This window comes from Streptomyces sp. NPDC058246 (genome assembly GCF_042881985.1).
Classification (GTDB): domain Bacteria; phylum Actinomycetota; class Actinomycetes; order Streptomycetales; family Streptomycetaceae; genus Streptomyces.
In genome coordinates this window covers 121,281-141,018 of sequence record NZ_JBHVWZ010000011.1, presented here as the reverse complement: position 1 = coordinate 141,018, position 19,738 = coordinate 121,281, and the positions used below count along the sequence as shown (strand labels likewise).

The window sequence follows — 19,738 nt, the reverse complement described above, 5'->3', positions numbered from 1 at the left end:
GTCAGTCGACCTTGCCGGGGTAGAGCGTCTTGGCGATCTCCACGACCGTGTCGGCATTGCTGACACCGGCGATGGTGGTCTGCTCGGAGCCGATGCGCAGGAAGTGGCCCGCCTTGACCGCCGTGAGGCCCTTGGTGGCCGCGTTGGACTCCAGCCACTTCTGGGCCTGGTCGAACGCCTTCTTGTTCGCGGCCTCGCTGCCCCGGTTGCGCACGCCCAGCTGGATCCAGTCGGGGTTCTTGGCGATGACGTCCTCCCAGCCGACCTGCTGGTAGTCGCCGTCGCAGTCGGCGAAGACGTTGCGGGCACCGGCCGAGGTGATCACGGCGTTGGCGACCTGACGGTTGCAGACGACGCTGGGCTGCTTGGTGCCGGCGTCGTAGTCGAAGAAGAAGTACGTGGGCCGCTTGCTCTCGGGCGTCTGTCCGACGGCCGCCTCGACGGCGTTCACCTTCTCCTTCATGCCCGCGACGAGTTCGCCGGCCCTTGCGCTCGTCCCCGTGACCGCGCCGAGGGAGGTGATGTCGTCCTCGACAGCGGAGAGGTCCGTGACCGGGCTCGTGCGAGTCGAGGCGCAGGCGGTGGACTTGAGATAGATGTGCTTGATCCCGGCAGCCTTGTACTCGGCCTCGGTCGGCGCGTCACCCATCCCGCCGCCCATGCCGCCCATCGACGCGAAGGTGTCGATGTAGAGGTCGGCGCCGGAGCCGAGGAGCTTCTCCTTGGGGATCACCGCCCGGCCGAGGACCCGGACCTTCTGCGCCTGCGCGTCCAGCGCGGCGGGCAGGGTGCCCTTGCCGGGCGGGAAGCCGGTGCCGATCACCTTGTCCCCGGCGCCCAGCCGCAGCAGCAGTTCGAGGCTGGAGGCGTTGCTGGTGACGATGTTCTTGGGCGCGCCGGAGAAAGTGGTCTTGGCGCCCCTGCAGTCGGTGACGGTCACGGGGTAGCCGCCGGAGCCGGACTTCGCGGCCGAGCCGCCCGCCGCGTCCTTGTCGCCGCCGCCGTCCTGGCCACAGCCCGCCACGAGCAGGCCGAGCACCACGGCCGTCGTACCCCACCAGACGCGAGAACGCATCGAAACTCTCCAGGATCCACTCGGAACACGGGCGAACCTCTGCCACCCATGCCAGTAGTCGGCGCGGACTCCGGTCGAGTTCCTGCGAAAGGGCGCCGGTGTCGCGCGATTTCGGCGGACACCGACGCCCTTCCGGGCAATCGGCTTCTCTCGATCAGCTCTCTTTCGAGTTCTGTCCCCTTCTTTCAGTCGGCTGCTTGCGAGCGGCTGCCTGCGAGCAGCTTCTTGCGAGCGGCCTTTTCGAGCGGCTTCTTGCGAGCGGCCTTTTCGAGCGGCTTCTGTCAGGCGGCCAGCGCCCGGGACGCCTCGGCCTCGGCGAGCAGTGCGACCAGGGTGGCCCGGGCGCGCGCCACGCGGGAGCGCACCGTGCCGATCGGACATCCGCTGACTTCGGCCGCCTCCGCGTAGGGCAGCCCCAACAACTGGGTGAGGACGAACGCCTCGCGACGGTCGTCGGGCAGCGCGGCCAGCAGGTCGAGCAGCGCGATGCCGTCGTCGAAGCCGGGCAGGTCGCGCGGCTGCGCGAGCTCCGCCGCCAACTGCCAGTCGCGGGTGTCGCTCAGCCGTGGCCGGGCGGCGGCGTGCCGGAAGCTGTCGATCACCGCGCGGCGGGCGATGGAGAGCAGCCAGGCGCGGGCGGACGAGCGTCCCTCGAACCGGTGCAGGCTGCCGAGTGCCCGCAGGAACGTGTCCTGGGCCAGATCGTCGGCGGCCTGGGGGTCCGCGGAGAGGTGGGCGACGTAGCGCACGACGTCGCGGTGCAGGGCGCGGACGAATCGTTCGACGGCATCCGGGTCGCCACCGCGGGCGGCCAGCGCCCAGGCAGTGATCGACTCGTCGATCGACTCCGATTTCTCGCCTTTGTCACGCCTATCGCCTTGAACGCTGTGGTTGCGCGAGGCGGGCAGGGCAGAAGTGATCACCAGGTGTCCTTCTTGGGTCATCCGTGATCCGGACCGGCGCGAGGGCGCTGCGGCCCGGTGTGGGGTACGGCCGTACGGGCAGGTACGACCGATGCCCGAAGCGCGCGTGGCGGCGCTTCGGGGAACCGGCTGTCTCAGACGACAGCGGGCCCCGCGGGTGGACCCCGGGAAGTGATCGCGTGAACGAGCAGGAGGCGCCGCGGCGCGCGGTGCGAGAAGCCACGGCGTACCCGGATGCGCGGACGGTGCGGTGGCGTGGGCAGGGCGAGCAGCAGCCGCAGGGGAGCGGCCAGCCGACCGGCCACCGCCCGCAGGATCCGGAACGCGGCGCGCTCGCCGTACGCCAGCCAGAGCCCGCACAGGAACGCGGCGAGAAGGTGGGCGGCGAGCATGCCGAACGAGGAGGTGCCGCCCGAGCCCATGTGCCCCACATCGATGGAGCCCATCGAGCCCATGTCCATGGAGTCCACGTGCACCGACCCCATGTGCATCGAGCCCACGTGCATTGAGCCCATGTGTACGGAGCCCATGTGCACGGAGCCCATGTCGTGTGGCGTGGAGCCCATCGACATGCCACCCATGCCCATCGAGGCCGAGCCCGAGCCCGAACTCGCCGACTGCGCGAAGGAGAACGCCGAGTGCAGCGCGCCCTGGGCGACGACCACCACGGACACGATCAGCGGGATCCCGCGCTCACGGGCGGCCAGGCACCAGCCCGCGCCGCCGGTGGCCACGGCTGCGCCGGTCAGCGCCCACCAGGTCACCGGGGAGCCGGACATCATGACGTGCCCCAGGGCGGCGAGCAGCACACAGACGGCCGCGAACATCGCGGCCCGTACCGTGCGAGAACACCACCCAGCAGTCATGACGGCCCTCATCCTTGCATCCGAGGTTCGCTCGCCATGGGTTGGTACGGAAAACCCGCGCGTGTCCCGTCAACCGCGATCACGTGATCCAGCACACGCCAACGCGCGGGAACTCACCGCGCGTCCGGGCCGACCCCCACAGCGGCAGGGGTCCGCTCGGAACCCGGGCTCCACAGCGAGCCCTCCCCCGGCCGGACCACCACCGCCAGGACCTTGACCGGCCCACTGCGTCGGAAGTGCAGCGTGAACGGCACGAGATCGCCCGCGCGCCACCCGGCCCGGGCCCGCACCGTCGCGTCCAGGCTGTGCGGGGACATGGTCAGCCCGACGCGGGCAGGGACGACGGCCGAGTCCACCGGGTCCCGGTACGCCACCCCGCCGCCCGTGGTGCGGTGGCGCGAGAGCGTGATGTCGCCGTCGAGGGAGCCCGAGGTGATGTCGACCAACCGGTCCTCCGCCCCGCCGGAGTTGACGATCCGGAAGAACGCGGCGCTCTCGCGCGTGTCGCCGTACGGCAGGAAGACGCGCCCTGCGGCGACCTCGATCCGCGCCGGACTCCCCGCGTTGCCGGAGCCCGCCCAGGCGGTGAGGCCGGCGAGGGCGAGGCCGCACGCGGCGACAGGCACCAGCGCGGCGAGCAGGGTGTCGGTGAGCCGACGGCGCGTGGGCCGCCAGACGTGGTCGGTCATCGGTCACGCCTCCGAGCGGGCGACGACGTACGGCCCTGGGGCAGCGACGGCTCAAGGCCGTCGGACGACGACGGCGGGTGCCCTTGCGGGCCCGACGGCGCACGGCCAAGGGACGGCACACTCCCGCGAGACACCGACGGCGTACGCCCGTCGATCGGCGACGGTCCGCGGCCCCGGGCGGGCACCGGCGACGGCTGCCAGGCGCGCAACCGCAGGCTGTTGCCCACCACCAGCAGCGAACTCACCGACATCGCCGCCGCGGCCACCATCGGATTGAGCAGGCCCACCATCGCGAGCGGCACGGTGACGACGTTGTAGGCGAAGGCCCACAGGAGGTTGGCGCGGATCGTGCCCAGGGTGCGCCGGGCGAGTCGTACGGCGTCCCCGAGCGCCTCGATGTCACCGCGCACCAGCGTCACATCGGCGGCCCCGATCGCCGCGTCCGTGCCGCTTCCCATGGCGATGCCCAGGTCGGCACCGGCCAGCGCCGCCGCGTCGTTCACCCCGTCTCCGACGACCGCGACCCGAAGGCCGTCCGCCCTCAACTGCCGTACGAGACCGGCCTTGTCCTCGGGGGTGCAGCGGGCGTGCACCTCGTCGATGCCGAGGACGGCCGCGACGGCACGGGCCGGCGCCTCCCCGTCCCCGGTGGCCAGCACCGGGCGCACCCCGAGGCGCCGCAGCCGGTCCACCGCCCGGTAGCTTCCAGGACGTACGACGTCCCCGACCTCGATCAGAGCCTCGGCCACTCCGTCCACCCGGACCAGTACGGGAGTGTGCGCGGCGGTCTCCGCCCGCGGGAGCGCGTCCGCCAGAGCCGGGGGCAACGCGTCGTCCGGCGCGAGGAGTTCGACCTGCCGGCCGTCGACCCGGCCGCGTACGCCCCGTCCGGGCAGCGCGCGGAAGTCGGCCGTGTCCGGGAGCGGCCGCTCGGGCCGGGAGCGACGGGCGTACGCGGTGATCGCGCGCCCCAGCGGATGTTCCGAGCCCTGCTCCACCGCACCGGCCAGCCGCAGCACCGCGTCCCGGCCCAGCCCGCCGGGCACGGTCGTGACGCGGGCGACGGTCATCCGTCCGGAGGTGAGGGTTCCGGTCTTGTCGAGGACGACCGTGTCGATGTGCCGCAGCGACTCCAGCGCCTGGGGGCCGCCGACCAGCACGCCCAGTTGGGCGCCGCGGCCGGTGGCGGCCATCAGCGCGGTCGGCGTCGCCAGGCCCAGCGCGCAGGGGCAGGCCACGACGAGCACCGCCACGCACGCGGTGATCGCCGCCTGCGGATCGGCTCCGGCGCCGAGCCAGAAGCCGAGCACGGTGACGGCCAGCTCGAGCACCACGGGCACGAACACCCCGGCCACCGAGTCGGCCAGCCGTTGGGCCCGCGCCTTGCCGGTCTGCGCCTCGGTCACCAGCCGGGTGATGCGGGCGAGTTGGGTGTCGGCACCGATCGCCGTGGCCCGGACGAGCAGCAGTCCACCGGCGTTCACGGCGCCGCCGACGACCGCCGATCCCGGCCCGACCTCGACCGGCTCGCTCTCCCCGGTGACGAGGGACAGATCCACGGCGGAACCGCCCTCCACCACCTCGCCGTCGGTGGCGACCCGCTCACCGGGTCGCACGACGAAGACCTGCCCCAGCCCCAACTCCTCGATGGGAATCAGTCGTTCACCCGCGTCCTCGCGCACCGAGACGGCCTTGGCCGCGAGTTGGACGAGCGACCTGAGCGCCACCCCGGTCCCCCGGCGCGCCCGCGCCTCCAGGAACCGCCCGGCCAGCACGAACAGCGGCACGCCGACCGTCGCCTCCAGATAGACATGGGCCGCACCGTCCGCCGCGGACGGCAGCAGGCTGAACGGCATCCGCATCCCCGGTGTGCCCGCTCCCCCGAGGAAGAGCGCGTACGCCGACCAGGCGAAGGACGCCACCACGCCCAGCGACACCAGCGTGTCCATGGTCGCCGTGGAGTGCCGCAGCCCGCGCACCGCCCGCACGTGGAACGGCCCCGCGCTCCACACCGCGACCGGAGCGGCCAGCACGAAGCACAGCCACTGCCAGTCGCGGAACTGCAGGGCGGGCACCATCGACAGCGCGAGGACGGGCACAGCGAGCAGCGCGGTGACCAGGAGCCGTTCACGCTCGATCCGCGCCGCCTCCCGCTCGATCGCGCCGGCCTCGGACTCCGGCGCACGCCGGGGCTCGGGTGGTGCCGCCGTGTACCCCGCCCGCTCGACGGTGGCGACGAGTTCGCCGACACGGACATGCGGTGGGTGACTGATCCTGGCCGTCCCGGTGGCCAGGTTGACCGTCGCGGTGACTCCGTCCAGTTTGCCGAGCCGTCTCTCCACCCGGTTCACGCAGGCGGCGCAGGTCATGCCACCGACGGTCAGATCGGTGGTCACGCGGCGATCGGTGGCGGCCGGTTCCGTGGTCATCGGGGGCCTCCCCCGTGCATGTCCTCCATGCCGCCGCTTCCTCCGGCGCCCCCGCCGGCGCCCCCGCCGTCGGTTCCGCCGCCCCTCGGGCCGGGGCCGTGCAGTCCGGGTGCGACCGGTCCGGCGGTGACTCCGACGGCGTACGACACCGTGAAGATCAGGACGAGCAGGAGGAGAAATCCGCACAGAGCGGGCGATGGAGCGAGCTTTCGAAGCGTCACACGTCAGGAGTCGGGCAGGAGAGGGAAGTAGTTCCTCGGCCACTGTGTGGCGAGCGTCACTTCCGGAACAGCTGGAAAACGGTCGGCGAACGGCTATGACCCTACGTGCTGTAGGGTCCTAGCCGTGAGCCTCTTGCATGAGGGGGACCCCTTGAAGGAACGTGACGCCGGGCGGAAGGAACGCGGGCCGGCGTCCGTGTTGGCGCTGCTCGTGCCGAGCCTCGGGGTCGCCGCGGCAGGCGTGTGGCACCTCTGTGGGTTCGACCTGCACGCCGTGCACGGCCGCCCGCACCTCGACGACGGACTGACCATGGCGGGCGTGATCATGGCCGTCGTGACGGCGGGCGCCGCTCTCGGCGACCTCGTCTGGTGGGCGATGAAGCGTGGCCGCCCGGTCGCGGACACCGCGGAGCCATGTCCGCCGCAGCCCGCTCGGAGCCCGCCGCAGCCCGCTCGGAGCCCGGCTCAGCCCTTGAGGAGCCCGCGGCCCAGCCAGTCGGAGTGATCGCGCACGCCCGGCAGAGCGAAGAAGTAGCCGCCCCCGGTGGGGGTGATGTAGTCGACGAGCGGCTCGTCGATCAACCGTTGCTGCGTCGCCTCGAACTGGCGCACCACGTCCTGCTGGTAGCAGCAGAAGAGCAGCCCCATGTCGAGGTTGCCGGCCTTGTCGATGCCCCGGTCGTAGTTGTAGCCGCGGCGCAGGATCCGGGTCGCGTCGGTCTTCGCCGTACGGGGGTTGGCGAGGCGGATGTGGGCGTCGAGCGGGATCGCCTGGCCCTGGGGGTCCTTGGTGTAGCGCGGGATGTCCGTCTCGCGCGCTCCGTCGAGCGGGGCCCCGGTGTCGCGGCGGCGGCCGATCATCTTCTCCTGCTCGGTGAGTGAGACCCGGTCCCAGAACTCCACGAGCATGCGGATGATGCGGACGACCTGGTAGCTCCCGCCGACCGCCCAGTCGGGTTCGCCGGCGGTGTCGGTGACCCAGACCAGCTTGTCCATCTCGCGGGCGGATGCCGTGTCGGGGTTGGCGATGCCGTCCTTGAAGCCGAGGAAGTTGCGCTGCGCGCCGGTCGGGCGGGACGGGTTCTGGAAGCCGTCCACGCGCCACTTGATCTGCATCGCGCCGCGCGTGTGGCGGGCGATGTCGCGCAGGGCGTGCAGCACGGTGTCGGAGTTCGCGGCGCACAGCTGGAGCGACAGGTCGCCGTGGCATTCGGCGGCGTCGAGGTTGTCGTTGGGGAAGGTGCGCATCGGCTTGAGGTGGCGCGGCATGCGGTCGGCGAGCCCGTAGCGGTCGTCGAACAGCGAGGCGCCGACGCCCACGGTGACGGTGAGGTCGTCGGCGGGCAGTTCGGGCCCGAGGAGACCGCTGTCGGAGGGCGGGGCACCGACGCCCAGGTCGGCGGGGGTGCCGCCGCCGGTGAGGAAGCGGGCCCGCTCGGTGATCGTGCGCAGCAGGTCGGCGAGTTCGGCCCGGTTCTCGGCGATGACGTCGAAGGAGACGAAGGCGGTGGCCCTGGGCGCGGGCGTGGTGATGCCGGCCTGGTGGGGGCCGTGGAACGGCACCGTGCCGTCGCCGGTGTCGGCCGCCGCCGGGGTGCTGCCCGCCACCCCGGCCCCCACGAACCCGGCGCCCGCGAGAGCGGCTCCGGCCGCGCCGACGCCGAGCGCGGTCTTGGTGAACGTACGGCGGCCGAAGGGGCAGCTGCCCTGCGGGGCCTGGTCCTGGCTCGGGGTCGTCATCGGGAAGGTCCTCTCCTGCGGGCGCGTGGTCCCGGTGGTACGGGGGTGGTGATGGTCGGCGTCGGCGGGGTGCTCACGCGGCCCCGCCGACGGGCTGCTCACGCGGCCTTGCGGATCTCCAGGAGATCGGGGATCGGGGCGAGCTGTTCGAGCAACTGGCCGAGCGTGCCGTCGAGGTGCTGCCGGTCGGCCAGGGACAGCCTGTCCAGCGGGGTCCAGGTGCCGTCCTTGCCCTGCTGGGCGCGGACCAGGCGTTCGGTGCGCTGCATCCATGTGTCGACGGCCGGGGTGACCTCGGGATTGCGCTTGTCGACCAACGGCCGGAGCAGGTTCAGCAGTTCGCGGGTGCCCTGGAGGTTGGCCTCGGTGGTGGCGAGTTCGGTGCCGCTGCCGTAGTCGGCGTTGCCGCTCAGTTCGCGGTGCAGGGTGTTCTCGAGGATCTCGTGGGTGCGCAGCGGCAGGTCGCCGGGGTCGAAGTCCTGCTTCGGGAAGTCCTTGCGCAGCGCGTCGACGTCGGAGGTGAGCCGCTTCGCGTACGGGGCGAGGTCGGCGGCGGACGCGCCGTGCCACAGGCCGTACTCGATGCGGTGGAAGCCGGTGAAGGCCGGGTCCGTGACGCCTCCGGCGAGTCCGGCCGTACGGCCGTTGATCTTCGCGTCGAAGTCGGCGAACGTGCCGTAGGCGGCGCCGAGCGAGGCGTAGCGCACGTGCGCGGTCAGCCAGTCCTTGCGGGCCTGGTCGAGCTTGTTCGCGTCGATGTCGTCCTGAAGCGTGCGCGTCGCGGCCAGCAGATCGGTCAGGCCCTGGTCGACGTACGTCCGGTAGGAGGCCAGCGGCGCGGCGAGGTCCTTCGCGGAGACCGGCAGGACGGCCTGGGTGGAGCCGCCGGCGCTGACCTTGACCGCGGCCGAGGTGACGGCCTTCCCGCCGTTGGGGACACAGCGCCAGGCGTACGAACCCGTGCCGACGCTGGCGATCAGGGCACGTGTCGTACCGGGGGCGATGCCCTCGACCTCGCCGTAGACGGCGTTGCTCACCGGGTCGATGAGGTAGATCTCGGAGGTCCGGCTTCCGGTGTTGCGCACCTGGAACGTCTGCCGCCCGGGCTTGGGCGCGCTGAACCCCTTGCCGCAGTGGGCCGCGGACACCTCGATGACCTGCGCACTCGAGGCGGGCTTTCCGTCACTCGCGGCGATGGCGATGCCCGCGATCAGCGCCGGGACGCAGACGAGGGCGACGGGGACGGTCCAGCGGGGGATGCGACGGGGGGCCTTGGTCTCGGACCCGAGGGCGGGGGCGGCCGGCCGCGCGGGGGGCACGGACTCCGGCTGCGCAGGCGTGGGTTCCGGCTGGGAGGCCGCGGTCGCGGGCTCGGGCTCGGGCTCGCCGGTCGTGGCCGCGGGCTCGGACTTGCCGGTCGTGGCCGCGGACTCGGGCTCGGACTTTCCGGTCATGGCCGCGGACTCGGGCTGCGCGGGGGCGGGTGCGGGCTCTGTCCCGGTGGCCGGCTTCGCGGGTGCGGGTGCGGGTGCGGGTGCGGGTGCGGGTGCGGGTGCGGGTGCGGGTGCGGGGGCTGGGGCAGGGGCCACCGCCCGTACCCCGCGGACGAAGAGCGTCATCACGACGGCCAGATAGGCGCCATAGACGCAGACCTGGAGCCAGGTCATCTGCGGGGTGAGGTTGAGCGTCCCCTGGACGACGGTCACGTACCAGGAGCTGGGGTCGAGGTGCGCCGTCAGGTCGAAGGCGTACGCCGTGCCGCCGGGCAGCAGCGTGGACTCCTGGAGGTCGCGCAGCCCGTACCCGAGGACGCCCGCGGCGATGACGATCAGCACGATGCCGGTGATCGTGAAGAACTTGGTGAGGTTGATGTGCAGGACGCGTCGGTACAGGCCCCAGCACAGCGCCGCGGCGATCAGCAGACCGGCCGCCGCACCCACCAGCGGGCCGGACGAACTCCCCGCGGCCTGCGCCGTGGTCCACAGGAACAGCGCGGTCTCCAGCCCCTCCCGCCCGACGGCGAGGAACGAGGTGACGACCAGGACGCCCGCACCCATGCCCAGCGCCGCGGTGACCTTCTGCTTGATCTCCCCGGAGAAGGTCCGCGCCGAGCGCCGCATCCAGAACACCATGGCGGTGACGAACACGACCGCGATCAGACTGAGCGTGCCGCCGAACGCCTCCTGCGCCTTCCCGGACAGGTTCGCCGAGGTGAAGGTGAGTATCGCGCCGAAGCTCAGGGACAGGCCGATGGCCGCGGCGACTCCCGTCCACACATGCGGCAGACGGGCGCGTCGGTCCGATCGCACGAGTGTGGCGACCAGCACCGAGACGATCAGCCCCGCTTCCAGCCCCTCACGCAGACCGATCAGAAAGCTGGGAAACGCGTCGTCCCACACCACAGGCCTCTCCGAAGCAGCACGTCCGTGGCCGGACAGCCACAAACGGGGCTTAGTGTAGGCATGCCTAAGTAGCCGTCAATTGGCCGGGGCCCTCGCGCCAAGCCGGACGAGTGAATCCGCCCGGACACCGAAGGCACGCCGGGGACGCTCGGCTCACCGCCCCGAAAACAGGCCCGACAAGTCCAGTCAGCCAGCCCTGACCTGCGGAGATGCGGCAGCAGAGAGGCGAGGAACCGGGCCGGGAGGCCGACAGCGGCCGCGAGTCCCCCGCGCGGTGGCACAGCAGACTCACACCTTCGACTCGTGCTCCGACGAGCCAATTCTTACTACCCCCTTACCTCGCGATCGCGCGATAACCCTCCTCTTCCCTACACCATGTAGGGTTCGCCGCCTCTGTCCCCACCGGTTCGCCGGCCTGCCCCCAAGGTGATGCTCCACGGTGTCCGTACAACAGTCAGCGCTCATCCCGGAACAGCGGAGCCCCAAGTCACGCCGGGACGACCCGGCCGGACATCCGGCCACCGGCATCCGGCCGCGGGCGGCCGCGTTCACCGTCTGGTACCTGCGACTGCTCGCACTGCTCAACATCGTCGCGGTCGTCTCACTGCCGTTCCGCGAAGAGGTGCACGAGCACAACGGAGGCGGGTTCTTCACCCCGTATCTGGCCACCGCCGGGCTGGTCTCGGCGGCGCTGGCCCTGTTCCTGGCTCTGGTGATGCGGCGCCGCAAACGGGCCGCGTGGATCTTCAACCTGCTGCTGGCCGGTCCGCTCTTCACGCTGTACGCCGCGGCCCTGACCCAGGAGCGGTATCAGCGGCACGTGTTCAACTGGGTCTCCGCGCTGCTCACCGGGCTCTTCGTCGCCGCCCTGCTGCTGGGACGCAAGGAGTTCCGCGCGGTCGGGGACCGCTCCAATCCCCGGCTGGCCCTGGCCGTCGGGGCGGGCGGTCTGCTGGTCAGCGCCACGCTCGGCACCCTGCTCGTCAGCGCCACCAACCGCGTGTCCGGGACACCGCTCAGCGACCGGATCGCGTACACGCTGCTGCGCGGGGTCAGTGTCGGCCCGCTCGCCGACCGCTTCGACACCGTCGTCGCGCCCCGCTGGGTGGACGTCCTGGTCAACGTCCTGATGGCCGCGACCTTCCTCCTCGTGCTCTATGCCTGCTTCCGTTCGCCGCGCGGCCGTGAACTGCTGGGCGCGCAGGACGAGACGCGGCTGCGGGAACTGCTCGCCCGGCACGGTGAGCGTGACTCCCTGGGGTACTTCGCGCTGCGTCGCGACAAGGCGGTCATGTGGTCCCCGAGCGGCAAGGCGGCGATCGCCTACCGAGTCGTGAGCGGTGTGACCCTGGCCTCCGGCGACCCGATCGGCGACCCCGAGGCATGGCCCGGCGCTATCGAGGAATGGCTCAAGGAGGCGCGCCGCCACGCGTGGACGCCCGCGGTGATGGGCGCGAGCGAGGAGGCCGGCACGATCTACGCCCGGCACGGCCTGGACGCCCTGGAACTCGGCGACGAAGCCATCGTGGACCGGGCCGACTTCACCCTGGAGGGGCGCGCCATGCGGGGAGTGCGGCAGGCGCACAACCGCGTGCGCCGAGCCGGTTACACCGTCCGCATCCGGCGCCACGCGGATCTCTCCGACGCCGAGATGGCCGCCTTGACCGACAAGGCGGACCACTGGCGGGACGGCGAGACCGAGCGGGGCTTCTCCATGGCGCTCGGACGGCTCGGCGATCCGGCCGACGGGCGCTGCGTCATGCTGGAGTGCCACGACAGCGAGGGTGAGCCGCGGGCCGTGCTGAGCTTCGTGCCGTGGGGCGAGCGGGGGCTTTCCCTGGACCTGATGCGCCGCGACCGGAACTCCGAGAACGGCCTCATGGAGTTCATGGTCATCGAACTGCTGCTGCGCGCCCAGGAGATCGGCGTCGAGCGGGTGTCCCTGAACTTCGCTATGTTCCGGTCCGTCTTCGAGCGCGGCACCCGGCTGGGCGCCGGACCCGTGCTGCGGCTGTGGTGCTCGGTGCTGACGTTCCTGTCGCGCTGGTGGCAACTCGAGTCCCTCTACCGGGCCAACGCCAAGTACCGGCCCGTCTGGGAACCGCGCTACATCCTCTTCGAGAAGAGCGGCGACCTCCCCCGCATCGGCATCGCCGGAGCCCGCGCCGAAGGCTTCCTCGCTCCGCCCGCCCTGCCCCGGCCCCGGTTCAGTGCGCGGCGCCCGGGGCCTCTGCCGTCGGGTGAGGTGCGGACGGCTCGGCAGCCGTCCTGACGACCGCCGGAGCCGCTGCGGCCTGCGGCTCCGCGCTCTCGTCCTTCATCGCCTTCGCCTCGCTCTTGAGGATGCGCATCGACTTGCCGAGCGCGCGGGCGGTGTCGGGCAGCTTCTTCGAGCCGAACAGCACGACGAGCACGATCGCCACGATCAGCAGGTGCCAGGGTTCCAGTCCGTTGCGGAGCATCGCGCCCCCACCCTTCCTCGCATCGGTCGGGGGTGTGCCCGATCGGCCGTCACCCCTTGATGGTTGCTACTTTGCGCAACTGTACAACCATCAGCTGGGGCGGCTGCCTATCCCGCCGCCCGCCGGACCACGGCCGTGAGCGCGCCGGCGTACAGGGCGAGGACCGCGCCGAGCAGCACGTAGTAGAGGAGCGGCAGCGCGGTCATGCCGAGGAGCGGTCCGAGCGGGGAGGCGGGCAGCAGTACCCCGGCGGCGGCGAGGCCGGTCGCGGCCCAGCCGATCGGGCCCGGGAGCCGACGGTCGCCGTGGCCGGTCGTCCGGTTCTCGGCCGTACGGCGGCCGATGCGCAGCAGCAGCATCACCAGGGCCTGGGTCATCAGGTTCTCGGTGAACCAACCCGAGTGGAAGACGGTCGCGGCGTCCATGCCGTCCGGCCCGTTCACGGCCGGCGCGAGAATCCCGAACGTGGCCAGGTCGGCGACGGCGTTGAGCGCGCCGAAGCCGGTGATGACGCGCAGGAAGGCGCGCGGCCGCAGCGCGGTGGGGCGGCGCAGCACGTCCGGGTGCGGACGGTCGTAGGCGAAGGCGAGCTGAGCCGCGTCGAAGCACAGGTTCTGCGCCAGAACCTGCGCCGGGAGCATCGGCAGGAAGGGCAGCAGCATGCCTGCGGCGAGCATCGCGATGACATTGCCGAGGTTCGAGGAGAGCGTGCTGCGCAGGTACGTGGCGATGGTGACACTGCTGCGCCGTCCCGCCGTGACCGCGTGCTCGATCGCGGTCAGGTCCTTCTCGGCGAGGACCACGTCGGCGCTCTCCCGGGCCACGTCGACGGCGTCGCGCGGAGCGATCCCGACGTCGGCGGCGCGCAGTGCGGGTAGGTCGTTGACCCCGTCGCCGAGGAAGCCCACGGTGTGCCCGTCGGCCCGCAGGAGGGCGGCGATCCGGGCCTTGTGCTCCGGGGCGCAGCGGGCGAAGACGGTCGTACGCCATACGGTTTCGGCCAGTTCGGCGTCGGAGAGGGCGTCCATGCGGTCGGCAGCCACCACCTCACCGGGGTCGAGCCCCAGATCGCGGCAGGCGCGGGCGGCCGTCCCGGGATGGTCGCCGGTGAGGATCTTGACGGTGACGCCCCGGGCTCCGAGGGCCTCCAGCGCGTCGGCGGCGGTCGGCACGAACGCGTCGCGGAAGGTGACGAAGCCGCGGAAGGTCAGGCCGCGTTCGTCGGCGGGTGCGCGGTCGCCGGGACGGTCGGGGGTGTGGGCAGATGTGTAGGGGTGGCTGTGGGCAGATGCACAGGCGCGGGCGCGGGTGCGGGCCGGGCGTTCGGCGGTGGCGACCGCGAGGACGCGCAGGCCGTCGTCGGCGTGCCGTGCCGCGAGGGAGAGCAGCCGCGCCCGCTCGGCCTCTTCCAGTACGCACCTTTCCAGTACGTTCTCGACGGCGCCCTTGACGACGAGTGTGTGGACGCCGAGCCGGCGTGGGTGACGTACGACAACCGTGGCGAGGCGACGCACCGGATCGAAGGGCAGCGCCGCCACTCCGTCGTCCTGCTCGTCCTCGGGGTCGGCCGCGTCCAGGAGGGCCTCGTCGAGGGCGTCGGGCGTGGGCAGTTCGGCGAGCTGAAGGGTCCACCAGGCGTTGACGGCGGCCCAGCGCAGCACGCCCGGGTCGTCCCGTCCCTCCCCGTCCAGGGCGCGGTGCACGACCGGCCGGTCCTGGGTGAGGGTGCCGGTCTTGTCCAGGCACAGCACGTCCATGGCACCCAGGTCGTGCAGCGCTGGCAGCCGCTTGACGATCACCTGGTGGGTACGGGCCAGCAGCGACGCGCCGCGCGCCAGACACGCGGTGACGATGACCGGCAGCATCTCGGGGGTCAGCCCGACCGCCACGGCGACGGCGAACGGCAGGGTCTCCACTCCCCGGCCGCGCAGCGCCGCGTCGGCCATCAGCACCAACGGCGGTGTGAGCAGCATGAACCGGATGAGCACCCAGGAGATGCCGTGCACGGAACGGTCGAAGGCGCTCCGTGCGGGGGGCTTGGGCGGGAGCGAGCCCCTGGAGGCCGAGGCGAGCCTGGTGTGTGCGCCCGTCGCGAGGACGACCGCGGTCCCGCTGCCGGTCGCCACGCTGCTGCCCTGGAAGCAGAGGTGCCGCTGTGCGAAGACCCCGCCGTACGACGGGCCCGACGGGACCGACGGGGTGAAGGGATCGGAGAGGTCGGACAGGGTGGGCGGCCCCGGGGCGTCGACGGGTGCCTTGGTGACGGCGGTCGACTCGCCCGTCAGCGCGGCCTGCCGCACCGTCAGCCCGCTCGCGCGCAACAGCCGTACGTCGGCGGGGACCAGGTCCCCTGGGCCGATCCGGATCACATCGCCGGGCACCAGCTCGCCCACCGGGATGTCCCGGAGACGCGGCGCCCCGTCCGGGTCGGCGCGCCTCAGCACGGTCGCGGTGGTGGCGACCAGTTCACGCAGTCCGGCCATGGACCGGTCGGCCCGGTGCTCGCCGGACGCGCGCAGGGCACAGCTGACGACGACCAGGCACAGGATCACGCACGCCGTCCCCCAGGCCGCCACGGCCGCCGACACCAGCCCGAGACAGAGCAGCACCGCGGTGAAGGGGTCGCGCAGGCTCCGGCCGAACAGACGTGGCCAGGACTCCGTACGCCGCTCCGGAATCGTGTGCCCGCCGAAGCGGACCAGCCGCTCCTCCGCCTGCGCCTCGGTCAGTCCGCGCGGACCGGTGTCGAGGTGCCGCAGCACTTGCAGAGAGGTCAGCGCGGCGAGGTTGTGGCGCGTCCCGTCGGCGGGCGACGCGCTCCCCCACGGGGGCTGCTGTCCAGCGCCCCTCGCGGCGGTGTCAGGCGCCAAGACCACGCATGCGCCGCGCCGACCCGTGCGCGGTGCGATCGGTACGGGCGGTGCGGTCGGTGCGGTCGCTACGGCCGGTGCGGTCGGGGTTGTTTCGGCCTGGGCGATCGGCGCGATCGGCGCGATCCGTCAGCTGGCCGACCATGAGCCGTACGACCGTCACCACGTCGGGGTCGTCGACGAAGTAGATCTGCCGCCGGCCCTCGCGCCGGGACCGGACGAGGCCGGCGAGCTTCAGCTTGGTCAGGTGCTGGCTCACCGCGGGCAGCGCGCCGCCGACCCGCTCCGCGAGGCCGGTCACATCGCTCTCGCCCTGCGCCAGCGCCCAGACGATGTGCAGCCGCGCCGAGGACGCGAGCAGCCCGAAGGCCGCGGCCGCTTCCGCCAGCACCTCGGCGGACGGGTCCTCGAAGCCGCCGACCTCTGCCGCCACCGCTCTGTCCTCCCGTCCCGTCGGCCTGACGGTCTCGTGTGAATCGACCCAGTCTAGGGCGCCGCCGACGGCGTCCGGGCGTCACTGTCAGTGCCCTGGTGCACACTCGCGATCAGTTGTCTCATGCCTGGGGAGGACGCCGTGTTCACGGGGATCGACGAGGTCGACTGGGCCTCGATGCACCATGCCTACGGAAGCGCCGAGGACGTGCCGGAGTTCCTGCGGGGACTGGCCTCACCATGCTCCCAGGAGCGGGAGAGCGCGCTCGACGGAATGTACGGGGCGGTGCACCACCAGGGCGATGTGTACGACTCGACGCTCGCGTGCATCCCGTTCCTGTTCGCGCTCGTCGCCCAGGCGGAACTCCCCGACCGGAGCGGCATCGTGGAGCTGCTCGTCAGCATCGGCGGAGGGGACGACGTCGATGAATGCGACCACGACGAGGACGTCGCCCCGCTCGACGCGGGTGTCGGGGATCGGGTCGGTGACGGGGGCGACACGTCACGTGCCGATGACGAGAACGACGTGGAACGCGCCGGTGACGAGAACTACGTGGATCCCGCCGATGAGGGGGACGGTGAGGATCGCGCCGATGATTGGAGCGGCGAGGATCGCGCCACCGACAACTACGCGATGGCGCGGACCGCGGTTCGAGCGGGCTCCCCGGTCTTCGCCGAACTGGCCGCGGACCCGGACCCCGACGTGCGCCGCGCCGTGCCGCTTGCCCTGGCGCTGTTTCTCGACGAACCGGCGCGCGTGCTCGGCCTGTTGAGGCAGCGGCTCCACGAAGAGCGCGATGACAGCGTCCGGCTGGCACTGGCCGAGGGCCTCGGACTGTTCGCCCGGCGCCATCGCGAGTGGGCGGCTCCGGCGGTGGACTGTCTGGTGACGCTCTGTGCCGCCCCGCAGGACCCGGGGCTGCGCCTCGCCGCGCTCGGTCAACTCGCCGGCTGCGCACCCGATCGGCTGCCCGCCGGCCTCGTGCCGATCGTCATCGCCCTGCTCCGGGCCAGATCACACCGCGCGCGAGTGCCGGAGGCTCCCGAGCGGCCCGGCACCGACACGCTGATCGGCCATCTGCGCCGCCTGCGCCCTGCTGACGAGGAGGGATCCCATCTGCTGCGGACGCTCCACTCGGCGCTCGGCGGCCGCACCGCCGACCGGATCGCCCTGCTGAAGGGGCAGTTGACGAGTCCGGATCCGGCCGACCGGTGCAACGCCGTGTGGATGTCCGCCGGACTGTTCCGCGAATGGCGCGCCGATTTCACGGAACCGGTCGCACTGACCGGCGAGCAACTCGACCGGGACGACGAGCGGTTGCGCGATGCCGCGGTGTCCGTCCTGGAGTCTCTCTTCAGTCTGGCGGCCCCGGCCGCCGACCGGCTCGCCGCCCTCGTGGAGGCGGCCCCGGAGGCCTGGGGACGCGCGGGGCCGACGCTCGGCCGACCCCTGAAGGCGTTGGCCAGAGCCGGGGATCCCCGGGCGGTTCCGGCGCTCGCCCTGGTGCTGGCCCAGCCCGTCGTGCCGCATGATGTCGGCTACACGATCGAGTACCTGGGCCCGGCGGCCGGACAACTGGCACCGCTGCTGCGGAAGCGGCTCGGTGAGGTTCCCCTCGACGGCCCCGAGACATACGAACGGGCCGCGCCCCTGTTGGCCGCTCTCGGCACCTTGCGTGACGAGGCCGCGCTACCGGAAGTGCTGCGGCTGTTGCACGCCTCACCGCGCGAACTGCGCCGTCGTGACTGGCTCGTGGAGGCGCTCGCCCGGACGGTCAAGGCGTTCGGGGCGGTCGCACGTGAGGCGATTCCGGCGCTGCGCGATCTGCTGGACAGCGAGTGCGCCGTGTCGGCGGCCGACGCGCTCTGGTCGGTGGAGGGGGACATCGGCTCCGTACTTCCGGTGCTGCTGAGGGAGTTGACATCGGAGGGGGCTGCGGGCGGTCACCGGGCGGCCGCCACAGCCCTGGGCCGCCTGGGTCCCCTGGCCGCCCCCGCAATCCCGGCACTGCGCAGCCTGGCGGACTCCACCGAGGTGTGGGACCGGACGGCCGCCGCATGCGCCCTGTGGGACATCACGGGGAATCCGGAACCCGTCCTCCCGGTGCTCCGCTCCGCCTGGCGGCAGAACTCGTACACGCGCGGCACGATCGCCGCCCACCTCGCCCGGATGGGCACCGCGGCGGCCCCCGCCCACGACCTGCTCCACGCGGAACTCGCCGCGCCACGCCGGCACCGGGCGCGTTCGGGCGGCTACGGCAGCCACGACATCCTCGAGGACGAACGCCTGCTGGGCAGCTGCCGGGCGGCGCTGGCGGCCGCGTAGTCACGGAGGCTCCAGGGGACCTGACCGGCTGGTCGAGTCGCTTCACGGGGACCCGGGCCGACTCGCTGCGGCGGTTGCGGTTCGGGGCGGCTCGCGGCGGCGGCTCGGGGCGGCTCGCTTCAGCGGCTCGCGGCTGTTCGCTGCGGCTGCTCGGGGCGGCTCGCGGCGGCGGTTCGCTGCGGTTCGGGCGAGCCCGCTGGGGCGGCTCGCGGCGGTTCGGGCCGGCTCGTCGCGGCGACTCGGGGCGACTCAGGACGGTTCGGGCCGGCTCGCGGCGGCGGCCTGGACCGGCTCGCGGAGGCCGCTCCGGACAACTGGTCCTGGCGGCTCGGCGGCTCGTCCTGGCGGCTCGACGGGAGTCGACTCGTCGAGGCGGTAAGGAACTGCTCGTCGGGATGATCCCGGCCGAGTTTCGGTGCCTCAAAGTGTCCACCGCCGTCCGCGGTGGACACTTGGCCCCCGGCCCCCGGGGTCTCCTCCCACCGCCCCCGGGGTCTCCTCCCACCCGGCTCCCGATCTCCCCAGGCCCCCGGGGGGCAACACCGGCAACGCCCTGCAGGGGCCCGCCCCGTCAGCTCGTCATCCGCCCCCAAAGGGGACCGACCCTCTCCCACTCCTCGTCCCACTGCTCCATGCGCCGACGTTCCAGACGGCCACGGAGGAGGCGTCCGCAGACGAAGGGGACGCCCGCCGCGCTCACGCCGACGAGGACGCCGACCAGGGAGGCCCGCAGCCGGGCCTGGGAGACGGTGGCGGGTCTGGTGACGAGATGGCCGTCGGGGTCGGTCCACACGGTGACCGGGGTGCCCGCGGTGGTGCCGGCGAACACCTTCGCCCGGCCCACGCGTGGCGACCCGCCCGGCGCGGTCCACCGCACCTTCGTCCACACGAGGTCGCCGCCGGACTCCGTGTCGCTCGACTCCGGCGCATCCTCGGTGAGCAGAGCCGGGACGGAGCGCCACTCGGCGCGCTCCCGGGCGAGCCCGTGCTCGACCGTGTGCGCGGCCGCCAGTCCGGCGAGCGCGCCGCCGACCACAGTGAGCGCCCAGGCGACGAACACGATCCAGGCCTCCAGGGCATCGCTCCGGCGCCGCAGCGGGTTGCGCCGCCACCGCCACAGCCACGCCCTCGGACCTCGGAATGCCGACTTCACTGGCATCCTCCTCACAACCGCGCCGACATGCCCCATCGCCCTCCCATACGCGTTCGGGCCGGTCGATGCTCACGTCAAGTCCCTCGACTCGTCCGTCACGGCTGTTCCGGCGCCCCGCCGCCTCTCTCGACGACCCGGCCCGAGAGCCCC

15 protein-coding genes are annotated in these 19,738 nt (G+C 72.6%); 3 read left to right on the top strand and 12 right to left on the bottom strand.

From position 1 onward, the window contains the following. Position 1: 1 nt before the first annotated feature. The 6 genes from ACFVXA_RS18690 to ACFVXA_RS18665 form a co-directional block, all read right to left on the bottom strand. On the bottom strand, positions 2-1,075 hold the full coding sequence (locus tag ACFVXA_RS18690) for an ABC transporter substrate-binding protein (RefSeq protein ID WP_384020713.1): 1,074 nt from the start codon (positions 1,073-1,075) through the stop codon (positions 2-4). Positions 1,076-1,356: 281 nt separating this feature from the next. Further along, positions 1,357-1,998 (bottom strand): sigma-70 family RNA polymerase sigma factor, encoded by a 642-nt coding sequence (locus ACFVXA_RS18685; RefSeq protein ID WP_384397876.1) that lies wholly within the window; start codon positions 1,996-1,998, stop codon positions 1,357-1,359. A 134-nt stretch (positions 1,999-2,132) separates the two neighbouring features. Beyond that, positions 2,133-2,864: a hypothetical protein gene (locus ACFVXA_RS18680; RefSeq protein ID WP_384397878.1), complete on the bottom strand. Its 732-nt coding sequence runs from the start codon at positions 2,862-2,864 to the stop codon at positions 2,133-2,135. 113 nt (positions 2,865-2,977) lie between these two features. Next, on the bottom strand, positions 2,978-3,553 hold the full coding sequence (locus ACFVXA_RS18675; protein ID WP_362015374.1) for a copper chaperone PCu(A)C: 576 nt from the start codon (positions 3,551-3,553) through the stop codon (positions 2,978-2,980). Further along, a complete protein-coding gene (locus ACFVXA_RS18670; protein ID WP_390025652.1) occupies positions 3,550-5,982 on the bottom strand; it encodes a heavy metal translocating P-type ATPase in 2,433 nt (810 codons plus the stop codon). Before ACFVXA_RS18670 ends, ACFVXA_RS18675 begins: the two co-directional genes overlap by 4 nt. Further along, positions 5,979-6,203, bottom strand: a complete 225-nt coding sequence (locus ACFVXA_RS18665; protein WP_389463620.1) for a hypothetical protein — start codon at positions 6,201-6,203, stop codon at positions 5,979-5,981. The genes ACFVXA_RS18670 and ACFVXA_RS18665 overlap by 4 nt, the downstream gene beginning before the upstream one ends. 124 nt (positions 6,204-6,327) lie before the next feature. Here ACFVXA_RS18665 and ACFVXA_RS18660 point away from each other — a divergent pair, with 124 nt between their 5' ends. After that, positions 6,328-6,708 carry a hypothetical protein gene (locus ACFVXA_RS18660; protein ID WP_390025650.1) on the top strand — a complete coding sequence of 127 codons (381 nt, stop codon included), beginning with the start codon at positions 6,328-6,330 and terminating at the stop codon, positions 6,706-6,708. Here ACFVXA_RS18660 and efeB read toward each other — a convergent pair. Together efeB and efeU are read right to left on the bottom strand one after the other, a co-directional pair. After that, positions 6,669-7,943 (bottom strand): iron uptake transporter deferrochelatase/peroxidase subunit, encoded by a 1,275-nt coding sequence (gene efeB / locus ACFVXA_RS18655; protein ID WP_384397884.1) that lies wholly within the window; start codon positions 7,941-7,943, stop codon positions 6,669-6,671. The two genes, ACFVXA_RS18660 and efeB, sit on opposite strands and share 40 nt — an antisense overlap. Positions 7,944-8,041: 98 nt before the next feature. After that, positions 8,042-10,342 (bottom strand): iron uptake transporter permease EfeU, encoded by a 2,301-nt coding sequence (efeU, locus tag ACFVXA_RS18650; protein ID WP_390025722.1) that lies wholly within the window; start codon positions 10,340-10,342, stop codon positions 8,042-8,044. Positions 10,343-10,784: 442 nt separating this feature from the next. On the opposite strand from efeU, the gene ACFVXA_RS18645 reads away from it, so the two are divergent. Next, a complete protein-coding gene (locus tag ACFVXA_RS18645; protein ID WP_383735641.1) occupies positions 10,785-12,617 on the top strand; it encodes a phosphatidylglycerol lysyltransferase domain-containing protein in 1,833 nt (610 codons plus the stop codon). On the opposite strand, the gene tatA is transcribed toward ACFVXA_RS18645, so the two are convergent. From tatA to ACFVXA_RS18630, 3 genes are all read right to left on the bottom strand, one after another. Then, entirely contained in the window at positions 12,553-12,807 is a 255-nt protein-coding gene (gene tatA, locus ACFVXA_RS18640) for a Sec-independent protein translocase subunit TatA (protein ID WP_362015361.1), read from the bottom strand. The genes ACFVXA_RS18645 and tatA overlap by 65 nt on opposite strands. A 107-nt stretch (positions 12,808-12,914) precedes the next feature. Next, positions 12,915-15,677, bottom strand: a complete 2,763-nt coding sequence (mgtA, locus tag ACFVXA_RS18635) for a magnesium-translocating P-type ATPase (protein ID WP_390025720.1) — start codon at positions 15,675-15,677, stop codon at positions 12,915-12,917. After that, on the bottom strand, positions 15,667-16,110 hold the full coding sequence (locus ACFVXA_RS18630) for an ArsR/SmtB family transcription factor (RefSeq protein ID WP_384397888.1): 444 nt from the start codon (positions 16,108-16,110) through the stop codon (positions 15,667-15,669). The genes mgtA and ACFVXA_RS18630 overlap by 11 nt, the downstream gene beginning before the upstream one ends. A gap of 123 nt (positions 16,111-16,233) precedes the next feature. On the opposite strand from ACFVXA_RS18630, the gene ACFVXA_RS18625 reads away from it, so the two are divergent. Further along, the gene (locus tag ACFVXA_RS18625; RefSeq protein WP_390025648.1) at positions 16,234-18,435 is read left to right on the top strand and encodes a HEAT repeat domain-containing protein; all 2,202 of its coding nucleotides are present in this window, start codon (positions 16,234-16,236) and stop codon (positions 18,433-18,435) included. Between the two features lie 571 nt (positions 18,436-19,006). On the opposite strand, the gene ACFVXA_RS18620 is transcribed toward ACFVXA_RS18625, so the two are convergent. Continuing rightward, the gene (locus ACFVXA_RS18620; RefSeq protein WP_383744783.1) at positions 19,007-19,594 is read right to left on the bottom strand and encodes a hypothetical protein; all 588 of its coding nucleotides are present in this window, start codon (positions 19,592-19,594) and stop codon (positions 19,007-19,009) included. Between the last annotated feature and the right edge of the window lie 144 nt (positions 19,595-19,738).

What these genes read in the sequence shown, in the direction of transcription:
- ACFVXA_RS18690 (WP_384020713.1), bottom strand. Translation starts at nt 1,075, where the DNA reads ATGCGTTCTCGCGTCTGGTGGGGTACGACGGCCGTGGTGCTCGGCCTG.
- ACFVXA_RS18680 (WP_384397878.1), bottom strand. Translation starts at nt 2,864, where the DNA reads ATGACTGCTGGGTGGTGTTCTCGCACGGTACGGGCCGCGATGTTCGCG.
- ACFVXA_RS18675 (WP_362015374.1), bottom strand. Translation starts at nt 3,553, where the DNA reads ATGACCGACCACGTCTGGCGGCCCACGCGCCGTCGGCTCACCGACACC.
- ACFVXA_RS18670 (WP_390025652.1), bottom strand. Translation starts at nt 5,982, where the DNA reads ATGACCACGGAACCGGCCGCCACCGATCGCCGCGTGACCACCGATCTG.
- efeB (WP_384397884.1), bottom strand. Translation starts at nt 7,943, where the DNA reads ATGACGACCCCGAGCCAGGACCAGGCCCCGCAGGGCAGCTGCCCCTTC.
- tatA (WP_362015361.1), bottom strand. Translation starts at nt 12,807, where the DNA reads ATGCTCCGCAACGGACTGGAACCCTGGCACCTGCTGATCGTGGCGATC.
- ACFVXA_RS18625 (WP_390025648.1), top strand. Translation starts at nt 16,234, where the DNA reads ATGCCTGGGGAGGACGCCGTGTTCACGGGGATCGACGAGGTCGACTGG.
- ACFVXA_RS18620 (WP_383744783.1), bottom strand. Translation starts at nt 19,594, where the DNA reads ATGCCAGTGAAGTCGGCATTCCGAGGTCCGAGGGCGTGGCTGTGGCGG.